Origin of the sequence: Delftia sp. DLF01 (genome assembly GCF_014852125.1) — a bacterium.
In the GTDB taxonomy this organism is placed as follows: domain Bacteria; phylum Pseudomonadota; class Gammaproteobacteria; order Burkholderiales; family Burkholderiaceae_C; genus Comamonas; species Comamonas acidovorans.
In genome coordinates this window covers 1,412,381-1,433,694 of the sequence record NZ_JACVAZ010000002.1, presented here as the reverse complement: position 1 = coordinate 1,433,694, position 21,314 = coordinate 1,412,381, and the positions used below count along the sequence as shown (strand labels likewise).

Annotated in this window: 21 protein-coding genes; 6 read left to right on the top strand and 15 right to left on the bottom strand. The window is 69.4% G+C overall.

Features of this window, described 5'->3' with window-relative positions; all coding sequences use genetic code 11:
* Positions 1 to 105: 105 nt before the first annotated feature.
* Positions 106 to 837 carry a uracil-DNA glycosylase gene (locus IB269_RS14955; protein ID WP_192367499.1) on the top strand — a complete coding sequence of 244 codons (732 nt, stop codon included), beginning with the start codon at positions 106 to 108 and terminating at the stop codon, positions 835 to 837.
* Here IB269_RS14955 and IB269_RS14950 read toward each other — a convergent pair.
* Entirely contained in the window at positions 831 to 2,864 is a 2,034-nt protein-coding gene (locus IB269_RS14950) for an alkyl/aryl-sulfatase (protein WP_192367498.1), read from the bottom strand. The two genes, IB269_RS14955 and IB269_RS14950, sit on opposite strands and share 7 nt — an antisense overlap.
* Before the next feature lie 87 nt (positions 2,865 to 2,951).
* Between IB269_RS14950 and IB269_RS14945 the strand changes: the two genes are divergently transcribed.
* Positions 2,952 to 3,665, top strand: a complete 714-nt coding sequence (locus tag IB269_RS14945; RefSeq protein ID WP_192367497.1) for a Crp/Fnr family transcriptional regulator — start codon at positions 2,952 to 2,954, stop codon at positions 3,663 to 3,665.
* 27 nt (positions 3,666 to 3,692) lie between these two features.
* Here IB269_RS14945 and IB269_RS14940 read toward each other — a convergent pair whose 3' ends face one another.
* The 5 genes from IB269_RS14940 to IB269_RS14920 all read right to left on the bottom strand — a co-directional run bounded on the left by IB269_RS14940 (position 3,693) and on the right by IB269_RS14920 (position 7,091).
* Entirely contained in the window at positions 3,693 to 4,052 is a 360-nt protein-coding gene (locus IB269_RS14940) for a hypothetical protein (protein ID WP_047219048.1), read from the bottom strand.
* A gap of 95 nt (positions 4,053 to 4,147) precedes the next feature.
* On the bottom strand, positions 4,148 to 4,531 hold the full coding sequence (locus IB269_RS14935; protein ID WP_016449547.1) for a roadblock/LC7 domain-containing protein: 384 nt from the start codon (positions 4,529 to 4,531) through the stop codon (positions 4,148 to 4,150).
* The gene (locus tag IB269_RS14930) at positions 4,521 to 5,069 is read right to left on the bottom strand and encodes a GTP-binding protein (RefSeq protein ID WP_043820163.1); all 549 of its coding nucleotides are present in this window, start codon (positions 5,067 to 5,069) and stop codon (positions 4,521 to 4,523) included. Before IB269_RS14930 ends, IB269_RS14935 begins: the two co-directional genes overlap by 11 nt.
* Positions 5,066 to 5,734 (bottom strand): hypothetical protein, encoded by a 669-nt coding sequence (locus tag IB269_RS14925; protein WP_034389665.1) that lies wholly within the window; start codon positions 5,732 to 5,734, stop codon positions 5,066 to 5,068. Before IB269_RS14925 ends, IB269_RS14930 begins: the two co-directional genes overlap by 4 nt.
* A gap of 436 nt (positions 5,735 to 6,170) precedes the next feature.
* Positions 6,171 to 7,091 carry a LysR family transcriptional regulator gene (locus tag IB269_RS14920; RefSeq protein WP_034389667.1) on the bottom strand — a complete coding sequence of 307 codons (921 nt, stop codon included), beginning with the start codon at positions 7,089 to 7,091 and terminating at the stop codon, positions 6,171 to 6,173.
* A 153-nt stretch (positions 7,092 to 7,244) separates the two neighbouring features.
* On the opposite strand from IB269_RS14920, the gene IB269_RS14915 reads away from it, so the two are divergent.
* Complete coding sequence (locus tag IB269_RS14915) at positions 7,245 to 8,252, top strand: Bug family tripartite tricarboxylate transporter substrate binding protein (protein ID WP_043825478.1); 1,008 nt, start codon at positions 7,245 to 7,247, stop codon at positions 8,250 to 8,252.
* 157 nt (positions 8,253 to 8,409) lie between these two features.
* Positions 8,410 to 10,011, top strand: coding sequence for a gamma-glutamyltransferase family protein (locus IB269_RS14910; protein WP_192367496.1), 1,602 nt, complete (start codon positions 8,410 to 8,412; stop codon positions 10,009 to 10,011).
* 22 nt (positions 10,012 to 10,033) lie between these two features.
* Here the strand turns inward: IB269_RS14910 and IB269_RS14905 are convergent, their stop codons facing one another.
* The 6 genes from IB269_RS14905 to IB269_RS14880 are packed head-to-tail and all read right to left on the bottom strand — an operon-like array spanning position 10,034 to position 16,101.
* Positions 10,034 to 10,675: a nucleoside/nucleotide kinase family protein gene (locus IB269_RS14905; RefSeq protein WP_192367495.1), complete on the bottom strand. Its 642-nt coding sequence runs from the start codon at positions 10,673 to 10,675 to the stop codon at positions 10,034 to 10,036.
* Complete coding sequence (locus tag IB269_RS14900) at positions 10,672 to 11,541, bottom strand: sugar phosphate isomerase/epimerase family protein (protein ID WP_192367494.1); 870 nt, start codon at positions 11,539 to 11,541, stop codon at positions 10,672 to 10,674. Before IB269_RS14900 ends, IB269_RS14905 begins: the two co-directional genes overlap by 4 nt.
* The gene (locus tag IB269_RS14895; protein ID WP_192367493.1) at positions 11,538 to 12,575 is read right to left on the bottom strand and encodes an ABC transporter permease; all 1,038 of its coding nucleotides are present in this window, start codon (positions 12,573 to 12,575) and stop codon (positions 11,538 to 11,540) included. The genes IB269_RS14900 and IB269_RS14895 overlap by 4 nt, the downstream gene beginning before the upstream one ends.
* Positions 12,572 to 13,606: an ABC transporter permease gene (locus IB269_RS14890; RefSeq protein WP_192367492.1), complete on the bottom strand. Its 1,035-nt coding sequence runs from the start codon at positions 13,604 to 13,606 to the stop codon at positions 12,572 to 12,574. Before IB269_RS14890 ends, IB269_RS14895 begins: the two co-directional genes overlap by 4 nt.
* Positions 13,599 to 15,098: a sugar ABC transporter ATP-binding protein gene (locus tag IB269_RS14885; protein ID WP_192367491.1), complete on the bottom strand. Its 1,500-nt coding sequence runs from the start codon at positions 15,096 to 15,098 to the stop codon at positions 13,599 to 13,601. The genes IB269_RS14890 and IB269_RS14885 overlap by 8 nt, the downstream gene beginning before the upstream one ends.
* A 13-nt stretch (positions 15,099 to 15,111) precedes the next feature.
* On the bottom strand, positions 15,112 to 16,101 hold the full coding sequence (locus IB269_RS14880) for a substrate-binding domain-containing protein (RefSeq protein WP_192367490.1): 990 nt from the start codon (positions 16,099 to 16,101) through the stop codon (positions 15,112 to 15,114).
* A gap of 177 nt (positions 16,102 to 16,278) precedes the next feature.
* Between IB269_RS14880 and IB269_RS14875 the strand changes: the two genes are divergently transcribed.
* Positions 16,279 to 17,298, top strand: coding sequence for a LacI family DNA-binding transcriptional regulator (locus IB269_RS14875; protein ID WP_318652157.1), 1,020 nt, complete (start codon positions 16,279 to 16,281; stop codon positions 17,296 to 17,298).
* A gap of 49 nt (positions 17,299 to 17,347) precedes the next feature.
* On the opposite strand, the gene IB269_RS14870 is transcribed toward IB269_RS14875, so the two are convergent.
* From IB269_RS14870 to IB269_RS14860, 3 genes are read right to left on the bottom strand one after another with little or no spacing between them, the layout of a single operon-like run.
* Positions 17,348 to 18,181: a DUF3037 domain-containing protein gene (locus IB269_RS14870; RefSeq protein ID WP_099734931.1), complete on the bottom strand. Its 834-nt coding sequence runs from the start codon at positions 18,179 to 18,181 to the stop codon at positions 17,348 to 17,350.
* On the bottom strand, positions 18,178 to 18,906 hold the full coding sequence (locus tag IB269_RS14865) for a HipA family kinase (protein WP_017405896.1): 729 nt from the start codon (positions 18,904 to 18,906) through the stop codon (positions 18,178 to 18,180). The genes IB269_RS14870 and IB269_RS14865 overlap by 4 nt, the downstream gene beginning before the upstream one ends.
* Positions 18,887 to 19,924: a LysR family transcriptional regulator gene (locus IB269_RS14860; protein WP_192367488.1), complete on the bottom strand. Its 1,038-nt coding sequence runs from the start codon at positions 19,922 to 19,924 to the stop codon at positions 18,887 to 18,889. The genes IB269_RS14865 and IB269_RS14860 overlap by 20 nt, the downstream gene beginning before the upstream one ends.
* A gap of 111 nt (positions 19,925 to 20,035) precedes the next feature.
* Here IB269_RS14860 and IB269_RS14855 point away from each other — a divergent pair, with 111 nt between their 5' ends.
* Positions 20,036 to 21,271 carry an alpha-hydroxy acid oxidase gene (locus IB269_RS14855; RefSeq protein WP_192367487.1) on the top strand — a complete coding sequence of 412 codons (1,236 nt, stop codon included), beginning with the start codon at positions 20,036 to 20,038 and terminating at the stop codon, positions 21,269 to 21,271.
* Positions 21,272 to 21,314: the final 43 nt, after the last annotated feature.

The following is a 21,314-nucleotide window of genomic DNA, read 5'->3' as shown; positions in this document are numbered from 1 at the left end:
CTCAGGACATCAATGCACCGGCCGCGCGCCGGTGCATTCCCGTTTCTTTCGTACCTTCGAGGAACCACCATCGCGCGCCGTGCGTGCGCTGGTGCCCCATCCGCCATGGCCCTTCAAGACGACGCAATCGCCCCGGCGCAAGCCGACCAACTCCAATCCGCCGATCCCGCCGACTGGCCCGTTGCGCCCGACTGGCAGCCCCTGGTCGAGGACTTCTTCGCGGGTGCCACGGGCCAGCAGCTGCTGACCTTTCTGCACCAGCGCCTGGAAGCCGGCGCGGTGATCTTTCCGCCCCAGCCGCTGCGCGCGCTGGAGCTGACCCCGCCCGAGGAAGTGCGCGTGGTCATCCTGGGGCAGGACCCCTACCACGGCCGGGGACAGGCCGAAGGCCTGTCGTTCTCGGTGGCGCCGGGCGTGCGCATGCCGCCCTCGCTGCAGAACATCTTCAAGGAGATGCAGCGTGACCTGGGCGTGCCCTTCCCGCCGTTTCCCAACCCGGGCGGCAGCCTGGTCAAGTGGGCCAGGAACGGCGTGCTGCTGCTCAACACCTGCCTCACGGTGGAGGAAGGCCAGGCGGCCAGCCACTCGGGCAAGGGCTGGGAGCTGCTGACCGATGCGGTGATCCGGCACATCGCCCAGGGCGCGCGCCCCGTGGTCTTCATGCTCTGGGGCAGCCATGCGCAGTCCAAGCGCACCTTCATTCCGGCCGACCGGGGCCATCTGGTGCTGACCAGCAACCATCCCTCGCCGCTGTCGGCGCTGCGCCCGCCCGTGCCCTTCATCGGCAACGGGCACTTCGGCAAGGCGCGCGACTTCCGCGCCCAGCACGGTTACTGAGCGGCCCGCTCGGGGCGTGGCTCCACCATGGGGAACACGCTGTCGAAGCGGTCCAGCATGGACATGAGCGCCGCTACCTTGGAGGCGTCGCCCTCGATGCGCAGCTGGCCGCTCTTGATGGCCTCGGCCATCGTGGTCTCCTGGCCTGCAATGGCGTCCAGCGTGGCGCGCGTCAGGCGCAGGCTGGCATGGGCGGCGGGCGCAAGGCCCGGGCTCTGGGTGAGGGCGCTGTTCTCCAGGTTCAGGCTGCGCTGCTCGCCGGTGTCGGTGAAGGTCCAGTTGAGCACAATGCGCTGGCCTGCGGCCTTGCCCGCGTCCAGCCGCACGCCCAGGTAGTCGAAGAACATCTCCAGCGGCAGGCTGCGCACCAGGTCGCGCGCGGTGCTGCCGGGCCTGGGCAGCTGGGGCACGCCCTGGCGCAGTTCCGCCGCGCCCTGCAGGAAGGCGTTGCGGGCCGTGGCCGATTCCATCTGGTAGCCCAGCTGTTCATAGGCATTGGCCGCCAGCCGGCGCGCGGCCTGGTTGGCCGGGTCGGCAAAGACCAGCTGCGAGGCGATCTGCGCCACCCAGCGGTATTCGCCGCGCTCGTAGTCGGCCTGCGCACGGCGCAGCACGGCGTCGGCGCCACCCATGTATTCCACGGTCTTGCGCGCGGCGGGCACGGGCGGCAGCGCCTCCAGCTGGGCCGGGTTGCCTTCGTAGTAGCCCAGGTAGTGCTGGTAGATGGCGCGGATGTTGTGGCGCAGGTGGCCGTAGAAGGCATGCGTTGCGCCGTCGCGGGCCAGGGATTCGGGCATCTTGAGCATCTCGGCGATCTCCGAGCCCACGTAGCCGTGGTTCATGAGGCGCACGGTCTGGTCGTGCAGGTATTTGTAGGTGTCGCGCTGGCCGGCCAGCAGGTGCTGCAGCCGGGGCTGGCCCCAGACCGGCCAGTGGTGCTGGGCGATCAGGATCTCGGCCTTGCCACCATAGGCGTGCAGGGCGTCGTTCAGGTGGCGGGACCAGCCCAGCGCGTCACGCACCTGGGCGCCGCGCAGCGGCAGCAGGTTGTGCTGGGTGTGCACGGCGATCTCGGCCATGTTCAGCACCTTGAACTGGGGGTAGTACATGATCATCTCGGCCGGCGCCTCGGCCTCGGGCGTGAGCGCGAACTCGATGTCCACGCCGTCGATGCGCAGGGTCTCGCGCGGCTTGTCGATCACGCGCGTGGGCGCGATCAGCCCCATGGTGCCGGGCGCACCCGCCTTGCCCAGCCCTGCGTCCACCTGTCCCCTGGCATCGCGCGGCAGCAGCATGCCGAACTGGTAGAGCGCGCGCCGGCCCATGGCGTGGCCGGCGATCACGTTCTCGCCCACGGCCTCGGCCATGAAGCCCGCCGGCGCGATGACCTGCACGCGGCCCGCATCCACCTCTTCCTGGCGCACCACGCCGCGCACGCCGCCGAAATGGTCCACATGGCTGTGCGAGTAGACGACGGCCACCACGGGCTTGCGCGGGCGGTGCTGGAAGTACAGGTCCATGGCGGCCTGGGCGGTCTCGGTGTACATCAACGGATCGACCACGATCAGGCCGGTCTCGCCCTCGATGATGCTCATGTTCGACAGGTCCAGGCCGCGCACCTGGTAGAGCCTGTCGGTCACCTGGAACAGGCCGCTGACGCGGTTGCGCTGGGCCTGGCGCCACAGCGCGGGGTGCACGGTGTCGGGCGCCTGGTCCTGCTCCAGGAAGGCATAGGACTGCATGCTCCAGATGGGACGGCCCTGGGCATTGCGCACGACCAGGGTGTCGGCCGGTGCGATCAGGCCGCGCCGGGCGTCCTCCATGGCCTGCGCATCGTCCAGCGGCTGCTGCGCCAAGGCCGCCTGCTGGGCCGCGCGCGTGGCGGCGCTGGCCGGCTGGGGCCTGGCCATGTCGGAGACGGGCAGGCTGCCGTGGGCGCAAGCGCCCAGCAAAGCGGCTGTGGCCAGGCTGGCCAGCAGGCGGGAAGGGCGCGCCAGCGCGCGGGGCAGGGGGTGTGAGGCTTGCATGGAAAGGTCTCCTGGCATGTTCGATGTCAGCGGCGAAAATACGCAGGCCCGCCGGCTGTGTCTGTCAGCCACCCGACGTCCCCTCTCATGCAAACTGCCCACGCCTTTTCCTACCTGCCCACGCTGCGCGCCGGCCGCTGGTTCAGCGCGTTGGCGCCGCAGTTTGCCGATTTGCTGCTGGCGCTGGCCCAGCCGCGCAGCCTGAAGACGGGCGAGGCCCTGTTCCTGCGCGGCGATGCGCTGGAGGGTGGGCTGTTCGCCGTGGTCCGGGGCAGCATCGGTTTCTCTGGTGTGGGTGGGCAGAGCGAGCATGCGCGCGAGGCCCTGCTCACGCGCATGGGACCGGCTACCTGGTTTGGCGAGATCGCGCTGTTCGACGGTTCGCCGCGCACCCACGATGCCCACGCCATGGAGCCCAGCGTGGTGCTGCAGGTGCCGCGCCAGCCGCTGCTGGACTGGCTGCAGCAGCACCCCGCGCACTGGCATGACCTGGGCGTGCTGATGTCGGGGCGCATGCGGGCGGCCTTTGCGGCGCTGGAGGATCTGGCCCTCCTGCCCGCTCCCCAGCGGCTGGCGCGCCGCCTGGTGGCCATGGCGCGCGGCTACGGCGAGCGGCTGGACGATGTGCCGGCCCGGCCGCGCCTGGATATCACGCAGGAGCAGCTGGCGCGCATGCTGTCGATCTCGCGCCAGACCACCAACGTGCTGCTGCAGGGCCTGCAGGCGCGGGGCCTCATCCGGGTGCAGCGCGGCGAGATCGAGATCCTGCAGTGGCAGGCGCTGTGCGCCGAGCGGTTCTGAGCGGCGCAGCCAGTCAAGGGCTGTTGTTCAGACCACCAGCGCATTCTCCACGTCCTGCACCTTGCGGCGCGCCAGCGCGAGATTGGCCTTGGTCTTGTCGAGCACCAGGTACAGGAACAGGCCCTCGTGGTGGGTGGAGGGGCGCAGGATGTGGTACTGCTTGCTCAGCGTGATGAGGATGTCCTCGATGGTGTCTTCCAGGCCCAGCGAGCGCATGGTTTTGAGTTTGGCGCGCACCAGTTCGGTGTTGCCGGCGGCAGCCAGCTCCAGGTCCACGCCCGATCCGTCCTGTCCCAGGATCATCCCGCTGTTGTAGTCCACCAGTGCGGCGCACATGGCGCCGTCACAGCGCATCAGTTCATCCATGGTTTGCTTGATATTGGCCATTGTTTTCCTAACTCCCTTGTGTTGCGAAAATGTTCTGCACCTTCGCGGTGCCTTCTTGCCGGATGCATATGAGCAGCCCTTGCCTGCCTTTGCCATCACGCTTGTTCCAGCGTCCGCACGGCCTCGCGCGAGACATAGAGAACCTGGCCCAGAACGGCCTCGCGCGAGGCCACCACGCTGATGACCAGCGTCAGGCCCGGGCGCTGTGCCTGCAGCATGACGATGAAGCCCTCGGCCGCCTCGACCACCACGTTGGCGCAATGCCCGAGCTGGTTCTCCTCGCCGGCGATCATGCCCAGCGCCGCCATCGAGCTGGCCATGGCCGACAGCCGCGCCGTGCTGCCCTGGCCTTGCGCACGGGCGGCCACCTCGAAGCCGTCCTCGGTGCTGACCACGCAGCCACGCACGCCGTGCAACCTGCTCATCAGCGACTGCACCGCCGCCTGGGCTGCAGCCTTCAAGGCAGCGTCATTCTTCATGGGACTTCTCCTGGGCAAGGGCTTCAATCTGCAGCAGCAACAGCTCGATCAGGGCCACCACCTGCTGGGGGTTGCGCACATCGGCCGGCACCACGGGGCACAGCAGGCCGCGCGATTGCAGGTGCACGGCAAAGCTGTCCAGATCAGGCGCCGTGTACTCCTGCATGCGGCATACCGCCACCACGCATGCCGTGCTGCGCAAGACATCGGACAGGCCCTGGACATAGATATCCAGGTCGGCCAGCGGATCGGAGCGGCTGTTGTCGATCAGCAAGATCACGCCCAGCGCGCCGCGCGAGAGGATGCGCCACATGAAGTCAAAGCGCTCCTGCCCGGGCGTGCCGTAGAGGTACAGCTTCTCGCCGTTGTCCAGGGTCAACTCGCCATAGTCCATGCCGGCCGTCGTCAGCGCCTTGTCCAGGGTGTCATCGGTGTTGCGCACGTCGGTGCTCACGGGGGCGATCTCGCTGACGCAGCGGATGGCCGTCGTCTTGCCTGCGCCTGGAGGGCCGGAAATCAGGATCTTGAGTTCGCTCATGGGCGCGCTCCTGCAAACCGGGCCAGGCGAAGGCGTATGCGTTCGAGCACGCCCCTGTCCGGCGCAGGGTTGCCGGGGGGCGGTGCGGCGGGCGGGCGGGCCGAGGCCCAGCGCAGCAGGCCGGCGGCGTCCAGCTCGTTCAGAAAACCGGCACAGATCTCGGGCGGCAGGCCCGAGCGCTGGCACAGGGTCTGCATCGTCGTGGGCTGGCCTGTCAGCAAGGTGGCCAGGCGGATATGGTGGGATCTCGTCAGCAGTTGCGGCGACGGCCAGCGCCGCAGCTGCAGCAGCATCAGCTGATGCTGCGTGTGCAGGCCGCTGGCGTGTGCCTTGGCGCTGGCCGGCTTGCCGTGCACCGACAGGATGCGTGCGCCCATGGTGTTGAGGCATTCCTCCAGCGCATCGGCGCGCAGGGGCATGCTCAGATGGCCGCCCGCAGGAAAGGCCCCCTTGGGCTGCCCGCCCACGCGCAGCGTCAACGCGGGCGGGGCGGCAGGCGCTTCGGCCAGTTCGCCATGCGCCACCGTCATGTCCGCCTGGGATTCGCGCCACGTCCAGCGGTGCCGTGTGCGGTGATTCACCATCAGCACATAGGAGCGGAACAGCTTGGCGTCGCGGTCCGACAGGCCATGCAGCATGAAGGTCAGTTCGGTTCGCTCATCCATGCTGTGCCTCCCGCTGCAATTGCCGCTTGCGCCCTCCGGCCTGGTTCGTGTACATGCCTTGCCTCTTGTTTGCAGGTCCGGCGATGGCCGGGTTGTCCGTGTATTCATTCAGGAGCGGGAGTCAAGGGGTTCCGTAAAGGAAGCCCGGCGACAGAGATGCGAATGATAGGAACGGCGCCGGCGGCTGGCTGTCCGGTCGCGCAGGAGAATCCGAATCGGCTGAGTCAGAATCAGAGTAGTCCTATCCGATTCATGCCCGATCCGCTCCCGTCTTCGGTGGACCGATCAGGGCGATGGAGGAATCACGGGTCTGCAGGGCAGTAAAAACCGGAGCTTTCCGAGTTTTGCCCCTCCGCCCATGTTCGGACTGTGGTCTCTTTTCTGGCCGGCCCTGTTTCCGTGGTGTCTGGCGGGCGCTGCCCGCGATGCCCTCCGGTTACCAGGGACCGGGCAACCGCAGCTGCAGCATTTCCAGGAAGGACTGCGCCGCATGGGGCAGCGTGCGGCCGGCCAGGGTCTGCACCTCGATGTCGCGCAGGTCCATGCCCCGGTCGCTGAGCGCCACGGCCACCAGTGCGCCTGTGGCCACCATGTGGCGCGCGGCGATCTCGCTGGCCACGGCCACGGCGGCGCCCTGGGCTGCAAAGTTCAGCAGGGTCTTGCCGTGGTTGCTCTCCATCACCGGCATCAGCATCAGGCCCTGGCGGCTGCAGGCCGCGTCCAGCAACTGGCGCACGGCAGTATCGGCCGGTGTGAGTGCCAGGGGGTGGCGTACCAATTGGGCCAGCGACAGGCGGCGCGCCTGGGCCAAGGCATGGCCGGGTGCGACCAGGGCCACCAGGGGCGCCGCCACGCGGCAGGCCACGGCAATGCCTTTTTCAGGCGCGCGGCTGAAGCACAGGCCGATGTCGGCCGTGCCGCTGCGCACGGCCTCTGGCACGGCAGGCGTGGGCAGCACCATCACCTCGAAGACGATGCCGGCATGCGCGCGCTGGAACGCTGCGCACAGGCGCGGCAGGAACTCGTTGGCAAAGGCGTCGGAGCTTGCGATGCGCACGCGGCCGCTGCGCAGCCCCTGCAGGGCCTCGATCTCGCCCAGCGCGCGCTCGGCGTCCAGGCCGGCGCGGCGCACATGGTCGGCCAGGATCTCCCCGGCCGCATTGAGCACCATGCCGCGCGGGTGGCGTTCGAACAGCGGCGTGCCCAGCAGCCCCTCCAGCGCCGCGATCTGGCGGCTGATGGCCGAGGCCGCCACATGCAGCCGCGCCGAGGCCTCGGTCAGCGATCCGCATTGCGCCACTTCGTGGAAGTAGCGCAGCGCGGTGTCCTGCAAAAGAAGGTGGCGGGCGTCGGGCATGTCGCCCCGATTGTCATCAATTTGCCGCAGAGGCAACGCAGGTTTGCAAATTTGCTGATGGCGGCAAAGGGGCGAGGGTTCTACGATGGCCTGTTGCGGCGTTGCTGGGGAGCAGCGGCTGCAGCCGTCCAACCCCTGTCCAGGAGTGTGCCCATGAAGGCATTGCCCAGCGTTTTACTTCCACGCCGCGCCATCGTGGCTGCAGCCTGTGCCCTGGCTGGCGCCATCGCCCTGCCCGCCGTGGCACAGGGCCAGGCGTCCTGGCCCTCGCACCCGGTGCGCCTGGTCGTGCCCTTTCCGGCCAGCGGCGCCACCGACCTCGTGGCGCGCGTGGTGGCGCAGCGCATGTCCCAGGACCTGGGCCAGCAGCTGGTCATCGACAACCGCCCCGGCGCGGGCGGCACCATCGGCACGGGCGAGGCCGCCAAGGCCTCGCCGGACGGTTACACGCTGCTGTTCACCACCAGCAGCACGCATGCCATCTCGCCGCATCTGATGACCCGTCTGGCCTACAAGGCCGACAAGGATTTCACGCCCATTGCCGAGATCGGCGGCGCGGCCAGCATCCTGCTGGTCACGCCCTCGCTGCCCGTGCGCAACGTGCAGGAGCTGATCGCCTATGCCAAGGCCCATCCTGGCGCCCTCAACTACGCCAGCAGCGGCAATGGCACCATCGTCCACCTGAACGCGGCGGCCTTCGCGGCGCGCGCGGGCCTGCAGCTGACCCATGTGCCCTACAAGGGCACGGCCCAGTCCATCACCGACCTGGCCGCGGGCCAGGTGCACCTGCTGTTCGACTCCATTCCCACCGGCATGCCCCATGTGGCCAGCGGCCGCCTGCGCGCACTGGCCGTGACCGGCGACAAGCGCAGCGCGCTGGCGCCCGACCTGCCCACGGTGGCCGAGTCCGGCCTGCCTGGCTATTCTTCGGTCACCTGGTTCGGCGTCTATGGCCCGGCCGGCATGAAGCCCGAGCTGGTGGCGCGGATCAATCAGGCCTTCAACAAGGCCATCCAGAATCCCGAGGTGGTGGCCAGCCTGGCCAAGCAGGGCGTGGAGGCCGCATCGCCCCGCACGCCCGCGCAGTTCGCTGCCATGGTGCAGGCCGACAGCGCGCGCTGGGCGCAGGTCATCAAAGACAACAAAATCACATTGGATTGAGTGAAGCACCCCCTGAGCGGCTTTGCCGCTTCCCCCTCTCCTGCGGGAGGGGGACGACGCCCTTGCTGCGGGGCGGCCCTTGCTTGGCGTCCCTGAGCTGGGCCGTGCCTGCGGTTCCTCAAGCTATCGGTGGCGCGTTGGCGCTATGGAAATTGATATGACAAGCACTGTTACGGATTGGACACTTCCCTACGCCTCGCACCGCTCTTCGGTGCTGGGCCGCAACATGGTCTCCACCTCGCAGCCGCTGGCCGCGCAGGCCGGCCTGTCCATGCTGCTGGCCGGCGGCAATGCCGTGGATGCGGCCATTGCCACGGCCATGGCGCTGACCGTGGTCGAGCCCACGGGCTGCGGTCTGGGCAGCGATGCCTTCTGCATCCTGTGGGATGGCAAGGAACTGCACGGCCTCAATGCCTCGGGCCGCTCGCCCGAAGCCTGGACGCCCGAGTACTTCGCCGCGCTGGGCGGCATCCCCGAGAAGGGCTGGAACGCCGTCACCGTGCCCGGCGCCGTCTCGGCCTGGGTGGAGCTGTCGCGCCGCTTCGGCAAGCTGCCGTTCGAGCAACTGGCCCAGCCCGCCATCCGCTATGCGCGAGACGGCTTTGCGGTCTCGCCCACCATCGCCACGCTGTGGGCGCTGGGCGGAGCCAAGCTCGGCGACCAGCCCGGTTTTGCCGAGTGCTTCCTGCCCGATGGCAAGGCCCCCAAGGCGGGCGAGGTGTTCCGCAGCGAAGCCCATGCGCGCACGCTGGAGGAGATCGCCGCCACCAAGGGCGAATCCTTCTACCGTGGCGCACTGGCGCGCTCGATGGCCGAGCACGCCAAGGCCTGCGGCGGCGCCATGACCGAGGCCGACCTGGCCGCCCACCAGGCCGACTGGGTCGGCACGGTGTCGCAGACCTTTGGCGATTCGGTGATCCACGAGATCCCGCCCAACGGCCAGGGCATTGCCGCGCTGATGGCGCTGGGCATGCTGGACGCACTGGGCGTGGGCGCCGAGCCGCTGGACGGCGTGGAGTCCGTGCACCTGCAGGTCGAGGCCATGAAGCTGGCCCTGGCCGACCTGCACGAATACAACGCCGACGGCGACCACATGCGCGTCGAATCCGCCCATCTGCTGGACGCCGGCTACCTGCGCGAACGCGCGGCGCTCATTGACCGCGAGCGCGCCAGCGCGCCCACCTACGGCGCACCGCGCCCGGGCGGCACCGTCTACCTGGCGACGGCCGATGCCAGCGGCATGATGGTCTCGTTCATCCAGTCCAACTACATGGGCTTCGGCTCTGGCGTGGTCGTGCCGGGCACCGGCATCAGCCTGCAAAACCGCGGCCACGGCTTCACCACGCAAGCCGGCCATGCCAACGAGGTCGCGCCGCGCAAGCGCCCCTCGCACACCATCATCCCGGCCTTTGCGATGAACGCCGACGGCACGCCCCAGATGGCCTTCGGCGTCATGGGCGGTCCCATGCAGAGCCAGGGCCACCTGCAGATGGCCCTGCGCGTGCTGCGCTACGGCCAGAACCCCCAGGCCGCCGCCGACGCACCGCGCTGGCGCGTGACGGGCGGCAAGGGCGTGGCCGTGGAACCCGCCTTCGATGCCGAAGTCGTCGCCGCCCTGCGCGCACGCGGCCACGAAGTCACGGTGGAGGAAGGCCATGGCGTCTTCGCCTTCGGCGGCGCACAACTGGTTCTGCGCGACGGCGACCACTACATCGGCGGATCGGACCCGCGCAAGGACGGGGGCGTGGTGGCGTTCTGAGCGGGGGCTGCGTTCGGCAGTCTCACCCCCAGCGCAACACCCAATCCGCCCGCCCCCGCGTTGCCGCAATGCGGCGCGCATTGGGCTCGTCCACCTGCGCCACCCAGTCGCGTGCGGCCTGGGGGCTGCGGCCGTGGAGTTCGTGGCGGCGGGTCAGGCGTTCGATGCGAAGGCGGTCGTCCATGTCCACGTACCAGACCTCGTCCAGCAGCGCGCGCACGGCATGCCAGCGCGTGCCCGGCGCATCCTGTTCATCCATCAGCAGGTAGTTGCCTTCGGTGATGACCAGGGGCACGCCGGGCGCGATGGCGATGGCGCCTGCAATGGGCTCCTCGATGGCGCGCCGGAATTCGGGGGCGTAGACCGTTTCACCGGCCATGGGCGTGTGCAGGCGGCGCAGCAGCGCCACGTAGCCGGCCGAGTCGAAGGTGTCGGGCGCGCCCTTGCGCTGCGCGCGGCCCAGGCGCTGCAGCGCGGACTGCGCCAGGTGGAAGCCGTCCATGGGCACGGCCGCCGCCAGCGGGCCCAGCGCCTGCAGCAGGGCGGCGCAGACCGTGCTCTTGCCTGCGCCGGGCGGGCCAGCCAGGCCCAGCAGGCGGCGGGGGCCGGAGCGCGCCAGCGCAAACGCACGCGCCAGGGCCTCGGGCGGCAGGATGGCCGTCATGCGCGTGCCTGCTGCGCGCTGGCCAGCCCGTCGGCCATGAAGTCGCGTGCGTGCAGGGCCAGGTCCATGCCGTCTTGCCACATCGGGCGCCAGATGGCCAGCGCGTTCGACAGCTGCTCGTTGACGATGGCCGACGAGAAACTCTCGAAGGTGACGGTGCCCTGGTAGCCGATCTGCGCGAGCGCACCGAAGAACTGCGCGAAGTCGATGTGGCCCGCGCCCAGGTAGCCGCGGTGGTTCTCGCCGATGTGCACATAGCCCAGCCGCTGTCCGCAGGCCAGCACGGGGGCGGCGAGGTCGGCTTCCTCGATGTTCATGTGGTAGGTGTCCAGGTGCACGCAGACATGGGGCTGGCCGACTTCGTCGATGAACTCCAGCGCCTGCGCGGCCGTGTTCAGCAGATTGCTTTCGTAGCGGTTGACCACCTCCAGGCCCAGCGTGACGCCGCGCTCGCCCGCGAAGTCTGCAATGCGCCGCACGGCCTCGATCGCGTTGCGCCGGCCCTGCGGCGTGCAGGGGTGGCCGTATTTCGCCATGGCGCCGTAGAGGATGCCGCCAAAGTAGCGCCCGCCCAGGCGCGCCGTGATGTCCACGCCCTCTTGCAGCAGCGCCTGGCCGCGCGCGACCACGGCGGGGTCTTCGCTGGAGACATCGGCCTCGAAGGTCAGGCCCCGCGAGCAGCCCACGGCCAGTCCATGCTCCTGCAGCAGATCACGCGTGAGCGCCAGGTCCATGAGCCGGGGGCCGTGCAGGGACAGCTCGACCAGGTCGTAACCGGCCTGGCGCGTCTGCTCGATCACATGGCGGGTGGAGGCCGGCGACAGGTCGCCGGCCCAGACAAGGGCGTGGATGCCGAGGGGGTTCATAGGGGCTCCGGGTGGACTCTGCGAGAGCGTGAAGGGGAGGGTTCGGCGGGTGCCCGGGCACGGCCCCGCCAGCGCGCGAGCAGGTGGCGCGCGGCCACGGCGGCGATCATGGTGGCGCCCCACAGGGCCTGCGTGAGCTGGGCATTGGCGCCCAGCAGGTTCACTCCGCTGGACAGCACCTGCAGGATGAGCAGGGCGACGAACAGCCCCGACACCCGGCCGAAGCCGCCCATGGGATCGGTGCCGCCCAGGATGGCCGCAAGCACCGTGACCAGCAGGTAGGACTGGGCGTAGCCCGCACTGGCCGAGTTGAAGCGCGCCATCATCAGCACGGCCGCGATCCAGCACAGCAGCGTGGACAGGGTGTAGACGCCGATCAGCACGCGGCGCGTATCGATGCCCGCATGGCGCGTGGCCTCGGCATTGGAGCCGACCATGCGGATGGCCAGCCCGTGGCGTGTGCTGCCCAGGTACAGGCCCACCAGCAGGCACACGGCCGCGAAGATCCAGAACGGCAGCGGCAGGCCCAGCCACTGGGCCGAGCCCAGGGCCTGGAAGGCCTCGGGAAAGCCTGCAATGGGCTTGCCGCGCGTGAGCCAGACGCACAGGCCGTTGATCAGCGACATGGTGCCCAGCGTGACGAGGATGGGATGGGCGTTGACGCGCGCCACCAGCCAGCCGCTGGCCAGCCCCACCAGCAGGCTGGCGAGGGCGCCCACGGTCAGTGCTGCGGCGATGAGCAGGCCCTCATGGCCCGACAGGTCCAGGCCCAGCGCCGACAGGCCTCCCACCAGCACCCAGGCCATGGCCAGGCCCGCCATGTTGGCGCTGGCGACCACGGCCAGGTTGATGCCGCCACTGACCAGCGGCAGCATCTGCGCCAGTGCCAGCAGGCCCAGTTCCGGGATTTGCAGCAGCACCGATTGCAGCGTGCCCAGGGTGGCGAAGCTGCCGGGCAGCAGCAGCGTGAACACGGCGCACAGCAGCGCCAGCAGCGCGATCAGGCCCAGCGGCGCGCCAGTGCTGCGGTTCATGGCGCGGCCCCCGCCAAGCGCGCTGCAGGAGTGGCGTCAGCGCTGCGCTGCTGGTTGCGTCGCTGCGTGCGCCGCAGTCCCGTTGCGGCGGCGCAGGCCAGCACCACGGCGCCCAGCAGCACCTGAAAGAAATACGGCGACACGCCCAGCAGGTTCAGCCCGTTGCGCAGCACGGCCAGCAGCAGCACGCCCATCAGCACGCCGCCCACGCTGCCCGTGCCGCCGAACAGGCTGGCGCCGCCCAGCACGGCGGCTGCGAGCACGAACAGCTCCGTGCCGACCAGGGCGTTGGGCACCGACTCGCCCACGCGGTGCGCTTGCACCAGGCCTGCGATGGCCGCCATCATGCCGAGCCAGCCATAGGCCACGCCCTGGATGGCGCCCAGCCCGATGCCCATGCGGTGGGCGGCCTCGGGGTTGCCGCCGAAGGCGTACAGGCGCCGCCCCAGCGCGCTGTGGCCCAGCAGCAGCGCGGTCAGCAGGGCGGCCGCAGCGGCCACGGCGATGGGCAGGGTCAGGCGCACGGGGTCTGCGCCGTCGGCGCTTGCGAAGCGGGCCAGCACCACGGAATCGCTCCACCACGACGGCAGGTCGTAGATGGACCGGCCGCCCGTGCCATGCATCAGCAGCGCGAAGTACAGGTTCAGCGTGGAGATGGTGATGATGATGGAGGTGGCGCGCAGGCGGTGGATGAGCAGGGCGTTGAATGCGCCCAGCGCCAGTCCCGTGGCCAGGCCCAGCGCGATGCTGGCCGCCGGTGCCCAGCCCAGGCGTGTGGCCGCGAGGGCCGCAAGGTACTGCGCCACCGTGGCCGTGGCGGCAAACGAGATGTCGATGCCGCCCGCGACCAGCACCACCAGCAGGCCCACGGCCATGATGGCGGTGACCGATGCGCCCTCGGCCACGTCCATCCAGTTGCCCAGCGTCCAGAAGCCCGGCGCCAGGGCGCCGAACAGCAGGGCCATGGCGGCAATGGCCAGGCCGAGCCGGGCCACGGGGTGGTGCAGCAGCGCGTGTGCGTGTTCAGGCATGGACGGCCTCCTCGATCTCGCGTTCGGAATGCGCCCGTGGCAGGAACTCGCCGGCGATGCGCCCGCCGCGCATGTGCAACACGCGGTCGCAGTGGGCATGGACCTCGGCCACCTCGTCCGAGATGACGATCACCGCCATGCCCTGTGCGGCGAGCCCGTGCACGATCTCGAAGATGCCCTGGCGGTTGCCGATGTCCACGCCCACGGTGGGCGAGTCGAGGATCAGCAGGCGTGGCGCGGTCGCCAGCCAGCGGGCCAGCACCACGCGCTGGGCATTGCCGCCGGACAGCTGGTGCACGGGCGCGTCCAGCGCGGGCAGGCGCATGTGCAGGCGGTCGCGCCACTGGGCCGCAGTGGCGGCGCGGCGGCTGGCGGGCAGCCAGCCCAGCGGGCCGGACAGGCGCGGCAGCATGGCCAGCACCAGGTTGTCCTGCACGGACTGGCGCAGGTTCAGGCCGATGGACTGGCGGTCCTCGGGCACATAGGCAATGCCCGCCGCCATGGCGTCGCGGTTGCTGCGCAGCGCCAGCGTGCGGCCGCCCAGGCGGATGCTGCCGCGATCGGGCCGGCGCATGCCGAACAGGCCCAGGGCCAGCTCGGTGCGGCCCGCGCCCAGCAGCCCGGTCAGGCCCAGGATCTCGCCCTCGCGCACATCGAAGCTCACGTCCTCGTAGTCGCCGTCGCGGCCCAGGCCGCGCACTTCCAGCAGCGCGGGCGCGGCGGACATGTCGCGCGCATGCAGGCGTTCATCCACTTCCTGTCCGGTCATCAGCGCGGCCAGTTGCCTGCCCGACAACTGTTCGGCGGGCCAGGTGCCGAGCTTGCGCCCGTCGCGCAGCACGGTGACGCGGTCGGCGATCTCCATGACCTCGTCCAGCTTGTGGCTCACGAAGACGATGGCCATGCCATCGGCCTGGAGCCGGCGCACCACGGCCAGCAGCGCATCGACCTCGGTGCGCGTGAGCGAGGCCGTGGGCTCGTCCATGAACAGCAGCCTGGCCCGGGCCGCCATGCCCCGGCAGATGGCCACGAGCTGGCGGCCCGCAATGGGCAGGTCGCCCACCCGCGCATCCAGCGGCAGCGCAATGCCCAGGCGCCGCATCACGGCCTGGGCCGCCTCACGCTGGCGCCTGCGGCGCACGGGCGCCCACCAGCGGCCCATGGCCTGGTCGAAGGCGATGTTCTCGGCCACGCTCAGGTTGGGAAACAGCGACAGGTCCTGGTAGATCACCTGGATGCCCAGGGACTTGGCCAGCGCCGGGTCCAGCCGCTGCACGGGCTGTCCGCCGATGTCGATGCGCGCGCCCGGCTGCGGCGCGTGCACGCCGCTGAGCACCTTGATCGCCGTGCTCTTGCCGCTGCCGTTGCTGCCCATCAGGCAGTGCACCCCGCCGGGCATCACGTCCCAGTCCAGCGCATGCAGCGCGGTGGCGTCGCCAAAGCGCACGGTGACCGCCTGCATGCGGACCAGCGCCGTTGTGGTGGCATCCATGGCAGCGCGCGGCTCACAGGCCCAGGCCGACCAGCCGGTCTATGGTCTGCCGGTTGATCGGCTCCAGCTTCTGGCCCTGGATGTTGCGGCGCTCGCGGTCCACCTGCACCTTGCCCAGGCCCGGTATCTCCATGCCGTCCGTGGGCTCGCGGCCGTCGATCAGCATCTTGCCCACATGCACGATCACCTCGCCGGCCAGCGCGGGGTTCCAGATGAAGCCTTCGCGGATCACGCCGTCGCGCACCAGCTTTGCGCCCTGGCCCGGCGAGAACGAGCCCACCACGGCAATGCGGTCGGCTTTGCGCGCATCGGCCACCGCGCGGCCCGCGCCAATGGGGCCCTGGCTGCCGAAGGCCAGAAAGCCCTTGAGGTCGGGATGGGCGCGCATCAGGTCCTGGGCGCTGCGGTAGGAGTCGTCCAGGCTCTCGGCCACGCCGAAGCGCTCGGACACCAGCTGCATCTTCGGCCACTGTTTTTTCTGGTGGGCGATGGCCGCATCGGCCCAGGCGTTGTGCAGCGGCACGGTCAGCGAGCCCACGAAGACCACGTACTTGCCTTCGCCACCCATGGCCTTGCCCAGGCTGTCCATGTGGCGCTCGCCAAAGCCCGCGACGCTGCTCAGCTCGATGTTCCAGTCGGCGCCCTTCTGGTCGGGCGACTCGTGCGTGAGCACTTTGATGTCCGCGCTGCGCGCACGCCGGAACACGGGCTCCAGCGCCCTGGCATCGTTGGGCACCACGGCGATGACCTTGCTGCGGCGTGCGATCAGGTCCTCGACCGCGCGCACCTGCTGGGCCGCATCGGCCTCGGTGGGGCCGACCATGCCGCTGGAGATGCCCAGCTCGCGGCCTGCCTTGCGGATGCCGGTCTCCATGGCGTTGAACCACGGAATGCCCCCGACCTTGGCCACCACCGACACATCCTCGGCACCGGCGGTGCCTGCCAGCGCCGTCAGGGTGCAAGCCAACAGTGCCCTCGAGAACCGGCTGAATCCATGGAACATGGCGCTCCTCCCTGTGTTTTGCACAATCGATTGCGCAAACTATAGACAGATGGACTTCCATTGCCGATGCGGGATTTCCCGGGCCGCTGCTGCGTGCCGGTGCCGGTCCGCCCGAATCGCTGCCGCAGCGGCTACGATGGCCGCCGAGCGCTCCCGTCCCAACCCCTGCAGAGCACCGTGAACCGCCCCCGAACCTCCACCATCTACGACCTGGCCGAACTGGCCGGCACCTCGGCCTCGACGGTCAGCGCCATCCTCAACGGCAGCTGGCAGTCGCGGCGCATCAGCGAGGAGACCGCGCGCCGCGTGCAGCAGCTCGCGCAGGAACACAGCTTTGCCGTGAACCGCCAGGCCAGCGGCCTGCGCCGCCAGCGCTCGGGGCTGATCGGCATGGTGATTCCCACGCACGAGGACCGCTTCTTCGGCGCGCTGTCCCAGGCCTTCGAGCGCCTGGCCCATGGGCGCGGCCTGTGCCCGCTGGTGGTCAGCACGCTGCGCGACGGCGCGCTGGAGGTGGAGACCGTGCGCTCGCTGATCGCCTTTCGCGTGGAGCACCTCATCGTCACGGGCGCCACCCGGCCCGACGCCATCAGCGCCGAATGCCGCAAGGCCGGCGTGCGCCATGTCAACGTGGATCTGCCCGGGAAAAAGGCGCCCTCCGTCACCAGCGACAACCGCTGGGGTGCGGCCGAACTCACACGCCTGCTGCTGGCGCGCTCCAGGCCACCGGCAGGTGCGCCGCAGGACGCCATCTGCTTTCTGGGCGGCGTCCGCAAGGAGTACGCCACCGAGCAGCGCCTGGCCGGTTTTCGCGAAGCCCTGGCGCCCCACACGCCGGTGGCGGACGAGCACATCCTCTGCTGCGGCTACGACCCCGAAGCGGCCCGCCTTGCCATGGCAGCGCTCTACCAGCGCCTGGGCGGCCTGCCGCGCGCCCTGCTGTTCTCATCGGGCATCACGCTGCAGGGCGCCATCCGCTTCCTGCGCGCACTGCCCGATGCGGAACTGGCGCAATGCAGCTTTGGCAGCTACGACTGGGACCCCTATGCCGAATGCCTGCGCTTTCCGGTGCACATGGTGCGCCAGAACGTCGAAGGCCTGATGGCCGAGGCCTTCCGCGCCATCGACGGCGAAGGCCTGCGCGCGGGGCAGGTGGTGCAGGTGCGGCCGCAGTTGGTGGAGTGGGGGGAGGGCTGACCGCTGGACGGCGCTGTGCCCAGTAAACGCGCGGTCGGCAGGGCTGCGCCTAGTGCTGCGCGAATTCCTTGATACTCTGCATGGCGGACTGGCCTTCGCCAGCCACCACGATCACCTTGTGGTGCTCGAGCTCCCGCATGATGTCCTGGCTGACTTCCCTGTGAGCCTGCTTGTCCTGTGGAGGCAGGTTCACGTTGACGAGGATGTCTCCGGGCAATTCACGCTGCCGGATCAGTCGCGCGATCTTGCCGGTCCAGACGTCGCCATGCGCAGCAATGTCGTTGGCATCGCTTTGGCCCAGATGCAGGGCCTTGATGATCTTGCGGGGCTTGTCGCCCACCGTCTGCACGAAGTCGAACCGGGCACTGACGTACTCGTTGCCTATGCGCGCCGGCCTGAACGGCGCATCCAATTCGAGGCCGCCCAGCAAAGCCCTCAGGCGTTCGTTCATCGTGCGTTCCACGTACTCGGGCGTGGCAAAAGCATGGTCGACATAGTGGTCGAACTGCTGCTGCAACTCCCGGGCCGGATCCTGGGTGAGCACCACTTTGGCGGGGCTGAAGCGCACAATGGCTTCACGTGGCTGCTCGAGCGCGGCCATCATCCCCCTCAAAGCATCTGTCTTCGCCTGCGGCGCCAGGCTGTGGGCGAGGGTCTCGAGCCGCGACAACTCTTCCTCCACGGCCTTGACTGCGCTCTTGTAAAAATCCCTGTCAAGCGCATCGAAGAAATCGGTGACGCGCTTGGACTTGCGGCTTTGCAGCAGAAAACCGAAGTACCCGCTTTGCGGGCAGGTCAGCACAATGCCGACGTTGGCGAACTCGCCGGTCTCGGCATACGGGACAAATTGGACTATCGAATAGCGGCAGGCAAGAGGCTTCATGTGAACCTCCAAAAGTCGGGCGATTTGCACTTCGCAAGCGTCGCGGCAATGGCATTGATGTCCACCCTGGCGGGGATGTCGCATTCCGGGTTGTTCCAATGCCATTCCGGTGGAATATTGTCGCAGGCAAAGCGGAAAACGGCATCCATCGCCTCGGAAAGTTGATCCTGTAGCCGGTCGCGCGACACAAGATCTGTCTTCTGCCAGCAGCCTCTGAAAATGTGATTCTCGATAAAGGTTGCGGCGTCCAGATGCGGGTCGAAGGCGAGGTTGTGGTCGATGACCACCAATGCGCTGCGATGCGCATCCCACAGCAGGTTGGAGTTGCCGTCCATGCGGTCCACGTTCTGTACCCACCAGTCGAAGGCGAGGATGTTGGCCTGCAGGTCCTGCGGTACATGCAGGATCTGGGCTTTGTCGAACCAGGTGCATCCGGGATGACGCTGCGAGCCGAACGCTATGCCGCAGCCCAATTCACGCCATGGCCTGGGCGCCTCGTCCAGAAGTTCCTGGCTGACATGCAGCAGCTTGAAGGGCGGCAGCGGCAGGCCCAACTGCACGGCCAGATGCGCACAGATCCACTCGTTGCACAGGCTGGACCGATCCGTCTGCCGTCCTTTGACGTAGTAGGTCTGGCCATCGTCGGCCCGGCACAGAAACGGCTTTTGCGCGCCTTGCTCGGAGCGGCCCTGGATTTCAATGACTTCAGCGATGGCAGGCGGCATCTTCGTCTGTGTCGTACAGGTTGGGGGAGGTCTGCTTCCAAGTGCCATCTTGCCCGATTTCGGCTGGATGGCCTTTGCTGCGAGTGTGATGCGGCGAGGCGTGCGGCCCTGACCCCACCAACCCCGGCATCACCGTGAAATCCACCTGCGCCTGCGCCAGTTGCTGCATGGCCGGGATCAGGGCGCGGGCGTCGCCGCGCCGCCATTGGAAGGCGTAGTGCAGGGGGGCGAGAGCGGCCTTGGGATGGGGGCCCCCGACGGCGCGCAGGCCCAGGGCGGCGATCCAGCCGGTGGGCAGGAAGCCCACGCCCAGGCCGGCGCGCAGCATGCCGGCCACGGCGCCCCAGCTGTTGCACAGGATGCGCTCGCGCACGCTGGCGCCCTGGGCCAGCAGCCAGTCGTCCAGCAGGCGCGTGGTGCCGGCCTGCGGGGGCAGGGTGACCAGCGCATGGCGCTGCAGCAGGGCCGTGGCGCCCAGGCGGCCTGCGCCTGCCAGGCCGGGGGCCACGGCCCAGGCAAAGCGCGCGGCGCCCACGGGGCGGGACAGCAGGCTGCTGCGCGAGGAGCGGCCCGCGATGACGGCAAAGTCCAGCTCGCCGTCGTCCAGGCGCTGCTCCAGCACGCCGCCCACGTCCACATGGGGCTCCAGCACCAGCTGCGGATGGGCCTGGCGTGCGGCGGCCACGAAGGCCGGCAGCCAGGTCAGCGCCGACAGGTCGCCCACGCCGAAGCGGCAATGCCCGGCCAGCGCCTCGCGCGTGTCCAGGGCCTGGCCCAGCGCGGCCATGGCGTTGAGCACCTCCAGCGCGGCGGGCAGCAGGCGCTGGCCGGCATCGGTGAGCACGGCGCGGTGGCCGCTGCGGTCGAACAGCGGCTGGCCCAGCGCGGATTCCAGTTCCGTGATGCGCTTGGACAGCGAGGACACGGACAGGTGCACGCGCTGCGCTGCCGTGGCGAAGTTGCTGCAGGTGGCGGCCCACCAGAAGGCTTCGAGCTGCTTGACCGAGGGTGTGGACATGGGTTTGTCATTGGCAAAAAGCGAACAAGTGCATTCTAAATAATCCACTTTCATTCAATGGATGCGCGGCCTACAGTGGCGCCGGTTCCTGAACATTCCGAGGTCCGCACCATGGCCGCCATCGCTCCCTCCTCTGCCTCTGCCTCCACGCCTTCGGCAACCGCCCTGCCGGCGCCGCGCGCCCCGGCCGTGCTGCGCCGCATGCTGTCGCTGCATGATTTCGAGGAGGCCGCGCGCCGCAGGCTGCCCCGGCCCATCTTCGGCTACATCGCCGGGGCGGCAGAGGACAACGCCTCGCTGCGCGACAACCGCGAGGTGTTCGGCGAATGGGGCCTGACCACCCGCGTGCTGGCCGATGTGTCGCAGCGCTCGCAGGCCGTGGAGCTGTTCGGCGAGCGCTATGCCAGCCCCTTCGGCATTGCGCCCATGGGCATCAATGCGCTGTCCACCTACCGGGGTGACCTGGTGCTGGCGCGCGCGGCCCAGCGCGCTGGCATTGTGTCGGTGATGAGCGGCACTTCGCTGATCCCCATGGAGGAGGTGGCGCGCGAGAGCCCGGCCACCTGGTTCCAGGCCTATATCCCCGGGGACCAGGCCCGCATCGACGCGCTGATCGACCGCGTGGAGCGCGCAGGCTTTCGCACCCTGGTGGTGACGGTGGACATACCGATCTCCGCCAACCGCGAGAACAACATCCGCACCGGCTTTTCCACGCCGCTCAAGCCCAGCCTGCGCCTGGCCTGGGACGGCATGGTGCGCCCGGGCTGGGTGGCGGGCACCTTCCTGCGCACGCTGCTGCGCCACGGCATGCCGCATTTCGAGAACTCCTTTGCCACGCGCGGCGCGCCCATCATGTCGTCCAGCGTGATGCGCGACTTTTCGGCACGCGACCACCTGAGCTGGCGCCACATCGAGGCCATCCGCCGCCGCTGGAAGGGGCCGCTGGTCATCAAGGGCGTGCTCAGCGTGGAGGACGCGCTGCAGGCCCGGCGCGTGGGGGCCGACGGCATCGTGCTGTCCAACCATGGCGGGCGCCAGCTCGACGGCGCGGTGTCGGCCATGCGCATTCTTGAGGACGTGGTGGCAGCCCTGGGACCGGACTATCCCGTGCTCATCGACGGGGGCTTTCGGCGCGGCTCCGATGTGCTCAAGGCCGTGGCGCTGGGCGCGCGCATGGTGCTGGTGGGCCGGCCCTTCAACTATGCCGCCGCCGTGGGCGGCGAGGCCGGCGTGCTGCACGCCATCGGCCTGCTGCGCGACGAGGTGGACCGCAACCTGGCCATGCTGGGCGCCTCCTCCTGCGGCGCGCTGGACCGCTCGCACATCGTGCGCCGCGCATCGGCCTGACAGAAACCTCCACCGTCCGTTCAAAACACAGCCATTCCCAGGA